We start from the raw sequence: 12,723 nt of genomic DNA on the forward strand, positions 1-12,723 counted from the left end.
GGGGGCCGCGGGCTGCCGCTGTTGGCCTGAGCGGGGCGGGGTCGCCCGGGGCGGCTGCGGGGCCGTCGTTCGGCTGCGCGTGCGGGGTCGCCCAGGGCTGCCGCGGCGGCGCTTTCCCCGGTGCGGGACGGGTTGGTCCGGGCTGCTGAGGAAGGACGGCAGCGGTGCCGCCGTCACCCGTGCGGGGCGGCTTCGCGCCTGGTCGGCGACGGCGGCGGCAGCAGCGCCACCGCCGTCCCCAGCAGAGCCGCGCCCAGGCACACCAGCACCGGCCGGTGGCTCACCAGTTCCACCAGGGCCGCTCCCGCGGCCAGGCCCGCCACGTTCGGCGCGTACACCAGCGTGTGGGCCGTGGCGGTGACCCGGCCCAGCAGCGGGTCCGGCGTCTCGCGCTGCACGGACGTCAGCGCGGCGATCAGCACGGCGGGCAGCCCCGCCCCGATCGCCGCGCTGCACACCAGCGCCACCGGGCCGGACGGCACCGCGCGCAGGGCCACCGCGACCGCCAGCAGCGCGATGCCGTACGCCGCGAAGCACCGCGCCCCCAGGCGGCGCAGAGCCGGGCCGGACAGCAGCCCGACCGCGACCGACCCGGCGCCCTGCACGGCGTACAGCACACCGGCGTACGCGGGGGAGTGCCCGAGATCGTCGACGACGGCGTAGACCATCGCCCCGTTCAGTCCGGCCAGCAGCATGGTGGCGCCGCCCGCCAGGACCACAGGGCGCAGCACGGGGTGCGCCCACAGGTGGCGGATCCCCTCGGCGGTGCGCCGCCGGGTGCCGCCACGGGGCGGCGCGGGCCTCTCCTCCCGGACGCGCAGCAGGGCGTACACGGCCGTGGCCAGCGCGAACGTCGCCGCGTCCAGCAGGGCGACACCCGCGCCGCCGTACGCCGTGTACAGGCCCGCACCGGCCAGCGGGGCCAGCAGCTTCATGCCCTCGGCGGCCGTCATGCGCAGACCGTTGAAGTCGCCCAGCAGGGACGGGTCGACGGCGGTGGCGACGAGCGCCGACTCGGCCGCGTCGTGGACCACGCCCGCCGCGCCGTACACGAACAGCACCGCGTACAGCAACCACAACTCGCCCGGTGCGTCGATGCCGACGAGGGTGAGCAGCAGCCCGCCCAGGAGCAGGTTCACGCCGATCAGCAGCGGTTTGCGGCGCCCCCGGTCGGCCAGCGTGCCCAGCAGCGGTCCGGCCAGGGCCGGCAGCCACATCGCGAGCAGGCACAGCGCCGCCAGGCCGTCCGAGCCGGTGAGGTCCTTGACCCACACGCCGGAGGCCAGCCACAGGGCGGAGGTGCCGAAGCCGGAGACCACCACGCCGCAGAGGTAGAGCCCGGCGTCGCGGTCACGCAGGACACGCGCCGCGGGCCAGGTCGTTCTGGTCGTCATGCCCGGTCATCGTGGCGCTAAGGCCCGGGGGCCGGGATCGGGAAGACGCCGTAGGGACCGGGCCGCGGGGCGATGAGTTCCGCGGGCGCCGTCGGTCTGCCTCCCAGGAGACGGAACCAGGAGGAACCACGGATGACCGACACCACCCCGACCCTCGACCTCGGACCGCAGACGGCGGCCCTGGCGCGCCTGGCCGAAGGCGTCACCGACGAGCAGTTGCGGGACCCCACGCCCTGCCCGGAGTACGCGGTGCGCCACCTGCTGGGACACCTGACCGGACTGGCCGTGGCCTTCCGCGACGCCGGCCGCAAGGACCTGGGCGTCACGACCGACACCAGCCCGGGCGCCGCGCTCCCGGACATCGGCCCCGGCTGGCGCGAGGAACTGCCCCGGGTCCTCGCCGAACTGGCCGAGGCCTGGCGCGACCCGGCCGCGTGGACCGGCATGACCCGGGCCGGCGGCGTCGACCTGCCGGGCGAGGTCGCCGGGCTCGTCGCCACCGACGAACTGGTGATCCACGGCTGGGACCTGGCCCGCGCGGCCGGCCGGGCGTACGCCCCCGACCCGGCGGCGCTCCGGGTCTGCCACGACTTCCTCGCCGCGAGCGTCGACGACCCGAGCCGGGGCGAGATCTTCGGCCCCGTCGTCCCCACCGGGCCCGGGGCGTCCCTGCTGGAGCGGACGGTGGGGCTGAGCGGACGGGATCCGGGGTGGAAGCCCAGGTCGTAGAAAGCGATTGCTGTTTCTTCCGTCAGAAGCATTGACGAAACAAACGCGCCCTCCTACCGTCATCGCGTCGTACTTCGTACGTCATATATGAGACGCGATACGTGAGATCCGATACGCGATCCACCGTGACCGCGAGATCCGAGAGGCGCGCATGACCTCTGTGCCCACACCGATCCCCTCCCGCACGCAGTACGTGCTGGAGGGGATCAAACACCGCATCCTGACCGGGCAGTTGACGCCGGGGCAGGCCCTGGTCGAGACCGAACTCGCCGCGCAGTTCGGGGTGTCCAAGACACCGGTGCGGGAGGCGCTCAAGACCCTCGCCGGGACGGGACTGGTCGTGATGAGCCAGTACAAGGGCGTCACGGTGCGCATGGTGGACGCGGACATGGCGCGCGAGGTCTACGACGTCCGGCTGCTGCTGGAGCCCGAGGCGCTGCGGCGGGCCGTGCAGCGCGGCGCCTCCCTGGACGCCGCCCGCTCCGCGCTGACCCGGGCCGACGACGCCACCGACACGGCCGAACGCTCCCTGGCCAACCGGGAGTTCCACCGCGCCCTGTACCTGCCCTGCGGCAACCCGCTGCTCGGCCGGATGCTCGACGAGGTCCGCGACCAGGCCGCCCTGGTCTCCGCCGTCGCCTGGGCCGCCTCGCCCTCCTGGGAGCGGGAGGCCGGCGAGCACCGGGAGATCCTGCGGCTCGCCCTCGCCGGCGACGCCGACGGCGCGGCCCGCGCCCTCCACTCCCACATCGCGTCCTTCGTGCAGCGCGCCTTCCCCGAGGCCGCCCTGGAACAGGAAGGTCAGGAATGAGCAGCGTGGCGTTCGAGACCCAGCGGGCGGCCCTGGCCGACGTGGTGGCGATCCCGGTGACCCCGTTCGCCGAGGACGGCTCCGTGGCGCCGGAGACCTACCGGGCCCTGCTGCGCCGCCTGCTCGACGGCGGCATCAGGACCCTCACGCCGAACGGCAACACCGGCGAGTTCTACGCCCTCACCCCCGAGGAGCGCCGGCTGGTCACGGAACTGACGATCGAGGAGGCCGGGGAGCGGGCCGTCGTCCTGGTCGGGGTCGGGCACGACATCCCCACCGCCGTCGACTCCGCCCGGCACGCCCGGGAGCTCGGCGCGCAGATGGTGATGGTCCACCAGCCCGTCCACCCGTACGTCTCCCAGGCCGGCTGGGTCGACTACCACCGGGCCGTGGCCGAGGCCGTGCCCGAGCTGGGCGTCGTGCCCTACATCCGCAACGCGCAGCTCACCGGCGCCCGCCTGGCCGAACTCGCCGACGCCTGCCCGAACGTCATCGGCGTGAAGTACGCCGTGCCGGACGCCGCCAGGTTCGCCGCGTTCGCCCGGGACGCGGGCCTGGAGCGGTTCGTGTGGGTCGCCGGGCTCGCCGAGCCGTACGCCCCCTCCTACTTCTCCGCGGGCGCCACCGGCTTCACCTCCGGGCTGGTGAACGTCGCCCCGGCCGTCTCCCTGAACATGATCGAGGCGCTGCGTTCGGGCGACTACCCGGCCGCGATGAAGGTCTGGGAGCAGATCCGCCGCTTCGAGGAGCTGCGCGCCGCCAACGGCTCCGCCGACAACGTCACCGTCGTCAAGGAGGCCCTCGCCTCCCTCGGCCTGTGCCGCCGCGAGGTCCGGCCGCCGAGCAAGCCGCTGCCCGACGGCGGGCGCGCCGAGGTCGCCGCGATCGCCGCGGGGTGGTCGATATGACCGGCCGGCTGAACCCCGAGGACCTCAGGAGCCACCAGTGGTACGGCGCCGAGGGCCAGTTGCGCACCTGGTCGCACAACGCCCGGATGCGCCAGCTCGGTTACGAGGCGGAGGAGTACCGGGGCCGCCCGGTGATCGCCGTGCTGAACACCTGGTCCGACATCAACCCCTGCCACGTCCACCTGCGCGAGCGGGCCGAGGCGGTCAAGCGGGGGGTGTGGCAGGCCGGCGGCTTCCCCCTGGAGTTCCCGGTGGCCACGCTCTCCGAGACGTACCAGAAGCCGACCCCGATGCTCTACCGCAACCTCCTCTCCATGGAGACGGAGGAGCTGCTGCGGTCGTACCCGGTCGACGCGGCGGTGCTGCTCGGCGGCTGCGACAAGTCGACGCCCGCGCTGCTCATGGGCGCGGCCTCGGCCGACGTACCGGCACTCTTCGTCCCCGCGGGGCCGATGCTGCCCGGCCACTGGCGCGGTGAGACCCTCGGGTCGGGCACCGACATGTGGAAGTACTGGGACGAGCACCGCGCGGGCAACCTGACCGACTGCGAACTGCGTGAACTGCAGGGCGGTTTGGCCCGGTCACCCGGTCACTGCATGACCATGGGGACCGCGTCGACCATGACCGCGGCGGCGGAGGCCCTCGGCATGACGCTGCCGGGCGCCTCCTCGATCCCGGCCGTGGACTCCGGGCACGAGCGGATGGCCGCCGCCTCCGGGCGCCGCGCCGTGGAGCTCGCCTGGACCGCGCTCAAGCCGTCCCGGATCCTCACCCGCGAGGCCTTCGAGGACGCCGTCACCACCGTGCTCGGGCTAGGCGGCTCCACCAACGCCGTCATCCACCTGATCGCGATGGCGGGGCGCTGCGGCGTCGCACTCACCCTGGACGACTTCGACCGCATCGCCCGCACCGTGCCGGTGCTCGCCAACGTCCGGCCCGGCGGGCGGACCTACCTCATGGAGGACTTCCACTTCGCCGGCGGTCTGCCCGCCTTCCTCTCGCGGATCACCGACCTGCTGCACCTGGACCGGCCGACTGTCAACGGCACGCTGCGCGAGCAGCTCGCGGGCGCCGTCGTCCACGACGACGACGTGATCCGCCCCCGCGAGAACCCGGTGGCCGCCGAGGGCGGGGTGGCCGTGCTGCGCGGCAACCTCTGCCCGGACGGCGCGGTCATCAAGCACATCGCGGCCGAGCCGCACCTGCTCAAGCACACCGGCCCCGCCGTCGTCTTCGACGACTACCGGACCATGCAGCGCACGATCAACGACCCCGAGCTGGACATCACCGCCGACAGCGTGCTGGTGCTGCGCAACGCCGGGCCCAAGGGCGGCCCCGGCATGCCCGAGTACGGCATGCTGCCGATCCCCGACCGCCTGCTGAAGCAGGGCGTGCGGGACATGGTCAGGATCTCCGACGCCCGCATGAGCGGCACGAGCTACGGCGCCTGCGCGCTGCACATCGCGCCCGAGTCGTACGTCGGCGGACCGCTCGCCCTGGTCCGCACCGGCGACTCGATCACCCTCGACGTCGAGGCCAGGCTCCTCCAGCTCAACGTGGACGACGAGGAGCTGGAGCGCAGGCGGGCGCGGTGGACGCCGCCGCCCACCCGGTACGAGCGCGGCTACGGCGCGCTCTACAACGAGCAGATCACGCAGGCCGACACCGGCTGCGACTTCGAGTTCCTCGCCCGTCCGGGCCGGGTCGCCGACCCGTACGCGGGCTGAACGGCCGCACCACCCGCGCACCTCAGCACGACCCGGCACGACCCTGCCCCGGCAGAAAGCGCTTGCCACGCAGGTACCGACGCACGACGTACCACGACGTACTGAGAACGGAGAACAGTCATGGCCCAAGCCGCAGCCGTGGCGAAACCGCCCGCGCCACCACGGCGGCGCCGTGCCTCCGCCACCCCGCGCAGGCTCCCGTACCTGCTGATCGCCCCGGCCGCCCTGCTCATGCTGGGCTTCATCGCCTACCCGGTCATCAGCGTCTTCTACTACAGCCTGCAGAACTACAACCCCACCAAGCCGTGGCGGAACGGATTCGCGGGCCTCGACAACTTCGTCCACGCCTTCACCGAGGACCCCGTCTTCTGGGACACCCTGGTCTTCAGCGCCAAGTGGGTCTTCGTCGAGGTCGGGCTCCAGCTGCTGTTCGGCCTCGCGCTGGCCCTCATCGTCAACCAGACCTTCGTGGGCCGGGGCCTGGGGCGCGCCCTGGTGTTCTCCCCGTGGGCCGTCTCCGGCGTGCTCACCTCCGCGATCTGGGTGCTGCTCTACAACTCCCAGACGGGCATCACCCGTTACCTCGCGGACATCGGCATCGGCTCCTACGGCACCAGCTGGCTCTCGGACACCTCCACCGTCTTCCCGGCGGCGGTCGTGGCCGACCTGTGGCGCGGGGTGCCGTTCTTCGCGATCCTCATCCTCGCCGACCTCCAGTCCGTCTCGAAGGACCTCTACGAGGCCGCCGAGGTCGACGGCGCCAGCCGCATCAAGCAGTTCTGGCACATCACGCTGCCGCACCTGAAGGACGCCATCATCCTGTCCACGCTGCTGCGGGCGGTGTGGGAGTTCAACAACGTCGACCTGCTCTACACCCTGACCGGCGGCGGACCCGCGGGCGAGACGACCACGCTGCCGCTGTACATCGCCAACACATCCGTCGACGCCCACAACTTCGGCTACGCGTCGGCCCTGACCACGGTGGCGTTCGTGATCCTGCTCTTCTGCTCGATGGTGTACCTGCGGCTGAGCAAGTTCGGAGGGGAGAGCAAGTGAGCGTCAAGGAAGCGACCGAGACGGCGCCCGCTCCCGTGCGCGCCACCCCCGCACCGCCCCGGCCGGCCAGGCGCAACCGGGGCTGGGACGAGGCACCCCGCTGGCAGATCTACCTCCCGCTGGGCATCTACCTGCTCTTCACCCTCATCCCCTTCTACTGGATCCTGCTCTTCGCCCTGCGCCCGGCCGGCTCGACCTCCCTGGTGCCCTGGCCGATGACCTTCGACCACTTCGAGAAGGTCTGGACGGAGCGCAACTTCGGCACCTACTTCGGCAACAGCGTCCTCGTGGGCGTCGCCACCCTGGTCATGACGACCCTCGTCGCCCTGGCCGGCGGCTACGCCCTCGCCCGGTTCGACTTCAGGATCAAGCGGGCGTTCATGCTCGCCCTGCTGTGCTCCCAGTTCGTGCCCGGCGCGCTGCTGCTGGTCCCGCTGTTCGAGATCTTCGCCGAACTGCAGATGATCAACTCGCTCGGCAGTGTCATCCTCGCCGAGACGGTCTTCCAGCTGCCGCTGTCGATGATCCTGATCAGCAACTTCATCAAGAACGTGCCGTACTCCCTGGAGGAGGCGGCCTGGGTGGACGGCTGCAACCGCATGACGGCCTTTCGGATCGTCGTGCTGCCGCTGCTGCGGCCCGGCCTGATCGCGGTCGGCTCCTTCGCCTTCGTCCACTCCTGGAACCACTTCCTGTTCGCCCTGATGTTCCTCAACAACCAGGGCAAGCAGACCATCCCGGTCGGCCTGAACACCCTGATGAGCGCCGACAGCGTCGACCTGGGCGCCCTGGCGGCGGGCGGCATCATCGCGGCCGTGCCGGTCGTGGTCGTCTTCGCCTTCATCCAGAAGTGGCTGATCACCGGCTTCAGCGCGGGGGCGGTGAAGGGATGACACGCGGACGACCGGCCGTCACGGCGGGCCTGCGGAAGGTGCTCCGCGTCCCCGCGCACGCGCAGGCCCGGGACCGCGGCCGCCACACCGTCCCGGCGCGCGACGGCGGGGCCTCCCAGGGGCCGGGCACCACCGGGGGCACCGCCGCCGACACCGGCCACGTGCACACGGTGACCGACCGGGCCGGGCTGGTCCGCGCCCTGGACGGCGGCAGCGACACCCCGAGCCCGCTCGCCATCCACCACGTCTGCGACTCCCCCGGCGAGCGCGATGCGACGGCCGACGTCGGCTGGACGCCCGCCCCGCGCCGCCCGGTCGGCAGCGCCGCCGCCGACCGGGCGGTGGCCCGCGGCGCGGGAGCGGGGAGGACCCCATGACCGGCCGCATGATCGACGCCATGAACACACCTGTGCCCGTCGTCCTCGCCGGCGCCCGCGGTCACGGCCGCTGGCACCTGGCGAACATCCGCCGTCTGCAGCACAAGGGCCTCGTCAGGCTGGCCGGCGTCTGCGAGCTGACGCCGCTGACCGCGGAGGAGCTCGGTGACCTGGGCGCCCCCGAGCAGTCCGCCGACTTCGGTGCCCTGCTGGACTCCACCGGCGCCGGGATCGCGATCGTCTGCACGCCCATCCCGACCCACACCGACCTGGCGCTCACGGCGGCCGAGCGCGGGGTGCACCTGCTGCTGGAGAAGCCCCCGGCCCCCTCCTTCGCCGAGTTCCGCCGGATGGCCGACGGCGTCGCCGCCGCCGAAGTCGCCTGCCAGATCGGCTTCCAGTCGCTCGGCTCGCACGCCCTGCCCGCCCTGCGCGCGCTGATCGCCGATGGCGCGATCGGCACGCTGGTCGGGCTCGGCGGTGCCGGTGCCTGGGTACGCGACGAGGACTACTTCCGCCGCGCCCCCTGGGCGGGCAAGCGGCGGATGAACGGCGTCGACGTGATCGACGGGGCGCTGACCAACCCCCTCGCGCACGCCGTCGCCACCGCGCTCGCCCTCGGTGGCAGCACCCGCGCCGAGGACGTCCTCGCCATCGAGACCGAGCTGCTGCGCGCCAACGCCATCGAGTCCGACGACACCTCCTGCGTCCGGATCACCACCGCCCAGGGCCACCCGGTCACCGTCGCCGCGACCCTGTGCGCCGAGCGGGCGGACGAGCCGTACGTGCTGGTGCACGGCAGCAGCGGCCGCATCACCTTCTGGTACAAGCAGGACCGCGTGCTGCTGCAGCGCGCGGGGCACGGTCCGGAGGAGTTCGAGCACGGCCGCACCGACCTGCTGGAGAACCTCGTCGACCACCTCACCACCGGTGCCGGCCTGCTGGTCCCGCCGGACGGGACCGGCGCCTTCATGAAGGTCGTGGAGGCCATCCGCACCGCTCCCGACCCGGCGCCACTGCCGGACACCGCCTGGCACCGGATCCCCGGCGAGAGGCGCCGGGTGGTGCCCGGCGTCGACGGCCTCGTCGCGGCCGCCGCCGACACCCTCTCCCTCTACTCCGAGCTGGGCGCCCCCTGGGCTGCGGCGGCGGAGCACCTGCCGAAAGAGGTGAGCACCAGATGACCAGCAGCAACGACACCGCGGTGCTGCGAGTGGCCGGCCGGCCGGTCGGCCGGTACGTCGCCCGGCCCGAGCTGCCCGCACGGCTCTCCCCGCGGCCCCATCTGCACCCCGTCACCACCCTGGCCGGCACGGCGGTCACCGAGCTCGGCCCCGCCGACCACGCACACCACCTCGGCGTCGGTGTCGCCGTTCCCGACGTCGAGGGGTTCAACTTCTGGGGCGGGCGCACCTACGTCCGCGACCAGGGCCCGACCGAGCTGGACAACCACGGCTCCCAGCGGCACGTCACCTTCCAGCTGCGCGACCCCGACGGCTTCGTGGAGGAGCTGCGCTGGGTCGCCGCGGGCGGTGAGCTGCTGCGCGAGCGCCGCACGGTGGCGGCCACCGAACTCACCGACCGGGCCTGGGCGCTGGACCTCACCTTCTCACTCACCAACGTCACGGGCAGCCCGCTGTCGATCGGCAGTCCCGCGACCAACGGACGCCCGGGCGCGGCCTACGGCGGCTTCTTCTGGCGGGCCCGCAAGGAGGCCGCCGCGCCGGAGGTCTTCACGGCCGACGCCGAGGGCGAGGCCGCGGTGCACGGCAGGCGTGCCGACTGGCTCGCCCTGGCCGGGGCCGGCTGGACGCTGGTCTTCGCCGGGGCCACCGGACGGACCCGGCGCGACCCGTGGTTCGTGCGGACCGAGGAGTACCCCGGGGTCGGCTCCTCGCTGGCGTGCGACGAGCGGCTGCCGATCCCGCCGGGGGAGACCGTCGTCCGCCGGATCGTCACCGTCGTCGCCGACGGCCGCCTCGGCCGGGACGCCGCCGCGTCCCTCGTCCGCAAGGCGGTGAGCCCGTGACCGCCGAGACGTCCGCCGAGACCTACACCAACCCCGTCCTCGACGCCGACTGGTCGGATCCGGACGTCGTCCGTGTCGGTGACGACTTCTACCTGACCGCCTCCAGCTTCGGCCGCGCCCCCGGCCTGCCCCTGCTGCACTCCCGCGACCTGGTCAACTGGACCCTGGTCGGCCACGCCCTGGAACGCCTGGAACCGGCGGCGGCGTTCGCCACGCCCCGGCACGACTGCGGCGTGTGGGCGCCGTCCCTGCGCTACCACGACGAACGCCTCTGGATCTTCTGGGGCGACCCCGACCAGGGCGTCTTCCAGATCAACGCCCCCGGCATCGAGGGCCCCTGGAGCCGCCCGCACCTGCTGAAGGCGGGCAAGGGCCTGATCGACGCCTGCCCCCTGTGGGACGAGGAGACCGGCGAGGCCTACCTGGTGCACGCCTGGGCGAAGTCCCGGTCCGGCGTCAAGAACCGCCTCACCGGCCACCGGATGCGCCCCGACGGCACCGAACTCCTCGACGAGGGCAAGGTGATCGTCGACGGCGACCGCATACCCGGCTGGTTCACCCTCGAAGGGCCCAAGCTGTACCGGCACGACGGCTGGTTCTGGATCCTCGCCCCCGCCGGGGGAGTGGAGACCGGCTGGCAGGGCGCCTTCCGCTCACGCGGCTTCTTCGGGCCGTACGAGGAGCGGATCGTGCTGGAGCAGAAGGACACCGAGGTCAACGGGCCCCACCAGGGCGGCTGGGTGCGCACCCCGTCCGGGGAGGACTGGTTCCTGCACTTCCAGCAGCGCGGCCCCTACGGCCGGGTCGTGCACCTCCAGCCGATGCGCTGGGGGCAGGACGGCTGGCCGGTGCTCGGGGACGACGGCGCCCCCGTCGCCGTGCACCGGCGCCCCGCCCTGCCGCCCCAGCCGCCCGCCGCTCCGGCCACCGACGACGACTTCCCCGGCGGACGGTTCGGCCGCCAGTGGCAGTGGACGGCCAACCCTCCCCCACTCTCGGCTTCGCTCGAGCGGGGGGACCCCCATGACGGCTGGGCGACCCAGCACTCAGGGGACGGGCTGCGGCTGACCTGCGTCCGCTCGGCCGACGCCCACGACCTGCGGAAACTGCCGAACGTGCTCACCCAGCGGCTGCCCGGCACGCCCTGCACGGCCGAGGTGGAGCTGCGGCTCGACAGCGACGAGCCCGGGGCGCGGGCCGGGCTCGCGGTGCTCGGCGACGCGTTCTCCTGGATCGGCCTGCAGCGGGGCGCGGACGGCACCACGCACCTGGTGCACCGGTTCGCCGAGGGCGTCGCGGAGGCCGAGCGGGACGCCGCCCACCCGCGGCTCGCCTCCGAAGGCCGGGCCCGGCTGCGCATCGAGATCGGCGCCGGCGCCCGCTGCCGCTTCTCCGCCGACACCGGCGACGGCTTCCGGCCCTCCGGTCCCGTCTTCGCCGCCACCCCGTGGCGCTGGGTCGGCGCCCTGCTCGGCCTCGTCGCGCTCGCGCCCGCCGGGCCGGGGCACGCCGGTGCCGCGACCTTCACCCGGTTCAGCGTCACACCCTCGTGAGTCACCACGTCCGTAGGCCTGTTGGGAGCCGCAATGACGCACTTCCGTAGCAAGCGCCGGTCCGGACCGGGGCGGTCCGGCACGGTCGTGGCCGCCGTGCTCGGCCTCGTCGCCGCGCTGGGCCTCGGGACGATCGGGGACGCCCGGGCGGCCGAGCCGCAGCGGACCGCGACCGCGGCGGACCGCTGGAGCGACCGGCCGCACGGCTTCGCCTCCCTCGCCGGCGGCACCTCCGGCGGGGCGGGCGGCAAGGTCGTCACCGTCACCGACCAAGCCGCGCTCACCAAGTACGCGGCGGCCGAGGAGCCGTACGTCATCCGCGTCCAGGGCTCTGTGGACATGGACCCGTTCGGCACGGAGATACCCGTCGCCTCCGACAAGACCATCATCGGCGTCAGCGACACCGCCGAGATCGTCCACGGCGGGTTCACCCTCGACCCCGGCACGCACAACGTGATCATCCGCAACCTCACGATCCGCGACACCGCCGTCGAGGGCGACTGGGACTGCAAGGACACCGACTACGACGGCATCCGCCTCGACACCGCGCACCACGTGTGGATCGACCACATACGGTTCTCGCGGATCTGCGACGGCCAGCTCGACATCCGCAAGGACAGCGAGTACATCACCGTCTCCTACAACCGGTTCACCGACAACAACAAGACCTTCGGCATCGGCTGGACCCCGAACGTCCGGACGCAGATCACCGTCGACCACAACTGGTTCCGCAACACCAAGCAGCGCAACCCGTCCGCCGACAACTGCGCCTACGCGCACCTCTACAACAACTACCTGTCCTCCCAGCTCGCCGACGGCGACCCCGTGTGGACCTACGGGAACTGGGCGCGCGGCCGGACGAGGATGGTCGTCGAGAACAGCTACTACGACGGCGTCCAGCACCCCTACCAGGCCGACGCCACCGCCGAGCTGGTGCAGCGCGGGTCGATCCTCCGGGACACGACAGGCCGGCACGACGCCTGGGGCGCGGCCTTCGACCCGGGGGAGTTCTACTCCTACCGGCTCGATCCGGCCGCCGCCGTGCCCGCGCTGGTGAAGCGGTTCTCCGGACCGCAGCAGCGGCTCGGCGGACCGGTCACGCCGCACGCCCCGGGCGGCCACCCGACCGTGCAGGCCGCCGAGGACGCCGTGCCCGACGGCGACGACCTGCCGGTACGGATCGGCATCGCGCCGGGCACCTACCGCGAGAAGGTGGTGATCCCGGCGGGCAAGCCGCACATCGAGC

At 73.2% G+C, this 12,723-nt stretch carries 12 protein-coding genes; 11 read left to right on the plus strand and 1 reads right to left on the minus strand.

Annotated features, from left to right (window positions below; genetic code table 11):
* Positions 1-173: 173 nt before the first annotated feature.
* Positions 174-1,394 carry an MFS transporter gene (locus RIN80_RS23075; protein WP_309097556.1) on the minus strand — a complete coding sequence of 407 codons (1,221 nt, stop codon included), beginning with the start codon at positions 1,392-1,394 and terminating at the stop codon, positions 174-176.
* 132 nt (positions 1,395-1,526) lie between these two features.
* Here RIN80_RS23075 and RIN80_RS23080 point away from each other — a divergent pair, with 132 nt between their 5' ends.
* From RIN80_RS23080 to RIN80_RS23130, 11 genes are all read left to right on the plus strand, one after another.
* Positions 1,527-2,123: a TIGR03086 family metal-binding protein gene (locus tag RIN80_RS23080; protein WP_309097557.1), complete on the plus strand. Its 597-nt coding sequence runs from the start codon at positions 1,527-1,529 to the stop codon at positions 2,121-2,123.
* Positions 2,124-2,274: 151 nt separating this feature from the next.
* Positions 2,275-2,934, plus strand: coding sequence for a GntR family transcriptional regulator (locus RIN80_RS23085; protein WP_309097558.1), 660 nt, complete (start codon positions 2,275-2,277; stop codon positions 2,932-2,934).
* On the plus strand, positions 2,931-3,842 hold the full coding sequence (locus RIN80_RS23090) for a dihydrodipicolinate synthase family protein (protein ID WP_309097559.1): 912 nt from the start codon (positions 2,931-2,933) through the stop codon (positions 3,840-3,842). Before RIN80_RS23085 ends, RIN80_RS23090 begins: the two co-directional genes overlap by 4 nt.
* On the plus strand, positions 3,839-5,569 hold the full coding sequence (gene araD, locus RIN80_RS23095; protein ID WP_309097560.1) for an L-arabinonate dehydratase: 1,731 nt from the start codon (positions 3,839-3,841) through the stop codon (positions 5,567-5,569). Before RIN80_RS23090 ends, araD begins: the two co-directional genes overlap by 4 nt.
* Before the next feature lie 120 nt (positions 5,570-5,689).
* Positions 5,690-6,625, plus strand: coding sequence for a sugar ABC transporter permease (locus RIN80_RS23100; protein ID WP_309097561.1), 936 nt, complete (start codon positions 5,690-5,692; stop codon positions 6,623-6,625).
* Positions 6,622-7,518, plus strand: coding sequence for a carbohydrate ABC transporter permease (locus tag RIN80_RS23105; RefSeq protein ID WP_309097562.1), 897 nt, complete (start codon positions 6,622-6,624; stop codon positions 7,516-7,518). Before RIN80_RS23100 ends, RIN80_RS23105 begins: the two co-directional genes overlap by 4 nt.
* Positions 7,515-7,895: a hypothetical protein gene (locus RIN80_RS23110; protein ID WP_309097563.1), complete on the plus strand. Its 381-nt coding sequence runs from the start codon at positions 7,515-7,517 to the stop codon at positions 7,893-7,895. The genes RIN80_RS23105 and RIN80_RS23110 overlap by 4 nt, the downstream gene beginning before the upstream one ends.
* Entirely contained in the window at positions 7,892-9,079 is a 1,188-nt protein-coding gene (locus RIN80_RS23115; RefSeq protein WP_309097564.1) for a Gfo/Idh/MocA family oxidoreductase, read from the plus strand. The genes RIN80_RS23110 and RIN80_RS23115 overlap by 4 nt, the downstream gene beginning before the upstream one ends.
* On the plus strand, positions 9,076-9,924 hold the full coding sequence (locus RIN80_RS23120; RefSeq protein WP_309097565.1) for a PmoA family protein: 849 nt from the start codon (positions 9,076-9,078) through the stop codon (positions 9,922-9,924). The genes RIN80_RS23115 and RIN80_RS23120 overlap by 4 nt, the downstream gene beginning before the upstream one ends.
* On the plus strand, positions 9,921-11,477 hold the full coding sequence (locus tag RIN80_RS23125; RefSeq protein WP_309097566.1) for a family 43 glycosylhydrolase: 1,557 nt from the start codon (positions 9,921-9,923) through the stop codon (positions 11,475-11,477). The genes RIN80_RS23120 and RIN80_RS23125 overlap by 4 nt, the downstream gene beginning before the upstream one ends.
* Before the next feature lie 33 nt (positions 11,478-11,510).
* A partial coding sequence (locus RIN80_RS23130) for a right-handed parallel beta-helix repeat-containing protein (RefSeq protein ID WP_309097567.1) occupies positions 11,511-12,723 on the plus strand: 1,213 nt, incomplete at its 3' end.

Origin of the sequence: Streptomyces sp. (assembly GCF_031181705.1) — a bacterium.
In the GTDB taxonomy this organism is placed as follows: Bacteria; Actinomycetota; Actinomycetes; order Streptomycetales; family Streptomycetaceae; genus Streptomyces.

Excerpts from the sequence above, each read along its gene's own strand:
- RIN80_RS23110 (WP_309097563.1), top strand. The coding sequence starts at position 7,515 with ATGACACGCGGACGACCGGCCGTCACGGCGGGCCTGCGGAAGGTGCTC.
- RIN80_RS23075 (WP_309097556.1), bottom strand. The coding sequence starts at position 1,394 with ATGACGACCAGAACGACCTGGCCCGCGGCGCGTGTCCTGCGTGACCGC.
- RIN80_RS23080 (WP_309097557.1), top strand. The coding sequence starts at position 1,527 with ATGACCGACACCACCCCGACCCTCGACCTCGGACCGCAGACGGCGGCC.
- RIN80_RS23085 (WP_309097558.1), top strand. The coding sequence starts at position 2,275 with ATGACCTCTGTGCCCACACCGATCCCCTCCCGCACGCAGTACGTGCTG.
- RIN80_RS23090 (WP_309097559.1), top strand. The coding sequence starts at position 2,931 with ATGAGCAGCGTGGCGTTCGAGACCCAGCGGGCGGCCCTGGCCGACGTG.
- RIN80_RS23115 (WP_309097564.1), top strand. The coding sequence starts at position 7,892 with ATGACCGGCCGCATGATCGACGCCATGAACACACCTGTGCCCGTCGTC.
- araD (WP_309097560.1), top strand. The coding sequence starts at position 3,839 with ATGACCGGCCGGCTGAACCCCGAGGACCTCAGGAGCCACCAGTGGTAC.
- RIN80_RS23120 (WP_309097565.1), top strand. The coding sequence starts at position 9,076 with ATGACCAGCAGCAACGACACCGCGGTGCTGCGAGTGGCCGGCCGGCCG.
- RIN80_RS23100 (WP_309097561.1), top strand. The coding sequence starts at position 5,690 with ATGGCCCAAGCCGCAGCCGTGGCGAAACCGCCCGCGCCACCACGGCGG.